At 78.9% G+C, this 1,696-nt stretch carries 1 protein-coding gene; it reads left to right on the forward strand.

All coding sequences use genetic code 11. The features are described from left to right. A partial coding sequence (locus ACFU7Z_RS39265; RefSeq protein WP_380782955.1) for a hypothetical protein occupies positions 1–1,670 on the forward strand: 1,670 nt, incomplete at its 5' end. Positions 1,671–1,696: the final 26 nt, after the last annotated feature.

Raw genomic sequence — 1,696 nt, forward strand, 5'->3', positions numbered from 1 at the left:
GCCTTGAGGAGGGCAAGCCCGTGGCCGACACCTTCGTGCCCATGGAGCCGACCGCGTACGTCACGCGACGGAACCTGGCCGGCGCCAAGGAACTCCCCGACGCCCCGGCCGACTTCGAGAACGCCCAACGCGGCCTGCTCGCCGCCCCGCCCTACCGGGCCCTGCCGTCCCTGGACGGCGAGGAGGCGGTCTGGCACTTCCACGCCTTCGACTTCCACACCTCCGACACCCCCGCCGACGCCGACTCCCCGGTGGCGGCGCCGCTGCGCCGCCAGGGCCTACTCGCCCTCCCCTCGGGCCTGTTCCGGGTCGCCGACGGCCTCTACCAGGTACGCGGCTTCGACCTCGCCAACCTGACCGTCGTCACCGGCCCCCGCGCCCTGCTGGTGATCGACCCGCTCGGCTCGTACGAGACGGCCCGCGCCGCCCTGGCCCTGTACCGCTCCACCACCGGGGACACCCGCCCGGTGCGGGCCGTGGTCCACACCCAGAGCGGGGTGGACCACTTCGGCGGCGTGCGCGGGCTGTTCACCGGATCCCGCACCGGCCCGCCCGCCGGACCGCCCGCCGACCTCGCGGTGTACGCGCCCGACGGGTTCCTCGCCGACGCGGTGCTGCGCCAGGTCACCGAGGGCGCCCGGCAGGCCCGCCTGGTCGACTACGCCTACGGCACCCGGCTCGGCATCGGCCCGCTCGCCCTGGCCGGCTCCGACCTCGGCCGCACCATCTCCACCGGCCGGCCGGACTTCCTCGCCCCCACCGACACCGTCGGCGGCCCGCTGTCCGCCCCGACGCCCCGGGCCCACTGGCCCGCCTGGACCGGGATCCCCTGGCAGGAGGGCCTGTACGCGGTCGAGGCCGCCGGGGTGCGGATGGTCCTGCGGCCCGCGGGCGGGCACGCCTCCCCCGCCGAACTGAACCTCTACCTGCCCGCGCACCGCGCCGTGTACCTGGCCGGCGCCGGACTGCTCGGCGCCCCCGGCCCGGCCCGCGCCGAACTGCTGGACGCCACCACCACCGCCTTCGGCACCCCGGCCGAGGTCGGACTCGGCGCCTACGGGCACCCGGTGTGGGGCGCCCCGTACGTGTCCGCATGGCTGGCCGCCCACCGCGCCGCCGCCGGCACCCTGCCCGACGCGGGCGCCGTCGCCCCGCTGCTCGCCACCCCCGGCCACCTGGACACCCCCTCCCGCACCGTGCGTGAGGTGTGGGCGCGCCTGACCGGCACCGCCCTGGGCGCCGCCCGGCCGGCCGTCACCGCCCGGGCGCAGCTCGCGGCCGCGGACGGCGCGCACCGGGACGGCACGGAACGGTACGGCTCCGAACAGGACGGCGCGCGGCGGGCGGTGGACGCGGCGCAGCGCGCGTACGACGGCGGGGGCGGTGGCGGCGGGGGCGCGGTGCCGGACTACGCGCGGGCGGTGCTGCTGCTGGACCCGGTGGTCGGCGCCTGCGCGATCCCGTCGGCCGTCCCGGCGCCGGTGGAGCGGCGGGCGCGGGCGCTGCAGTCGGCGGCGCTCACCCAGCTCGGCTACCTCGCCGCGCACGGGCGGCTGCGCAACGCGCTGCTGACGGCGGCCCGTGACGTCCTCGGCCCCGGCGCGGTGGCACCCCGCTTCGCGGCGACGGTCCACGACCTGGCGGTGTGCGCGGACCCGCTCGCGATCTGAGGCACGCGCGCGGGGCCGGACGCGCC

Source organism: Kitasatospora sp. NPDC057518 (assembly GCF_042802075.1).
GTDB lineage: Bacteria > Actinomycetota > Actinomycetes > Streptomycetales > Streptomycetaceae > Kitasatospora.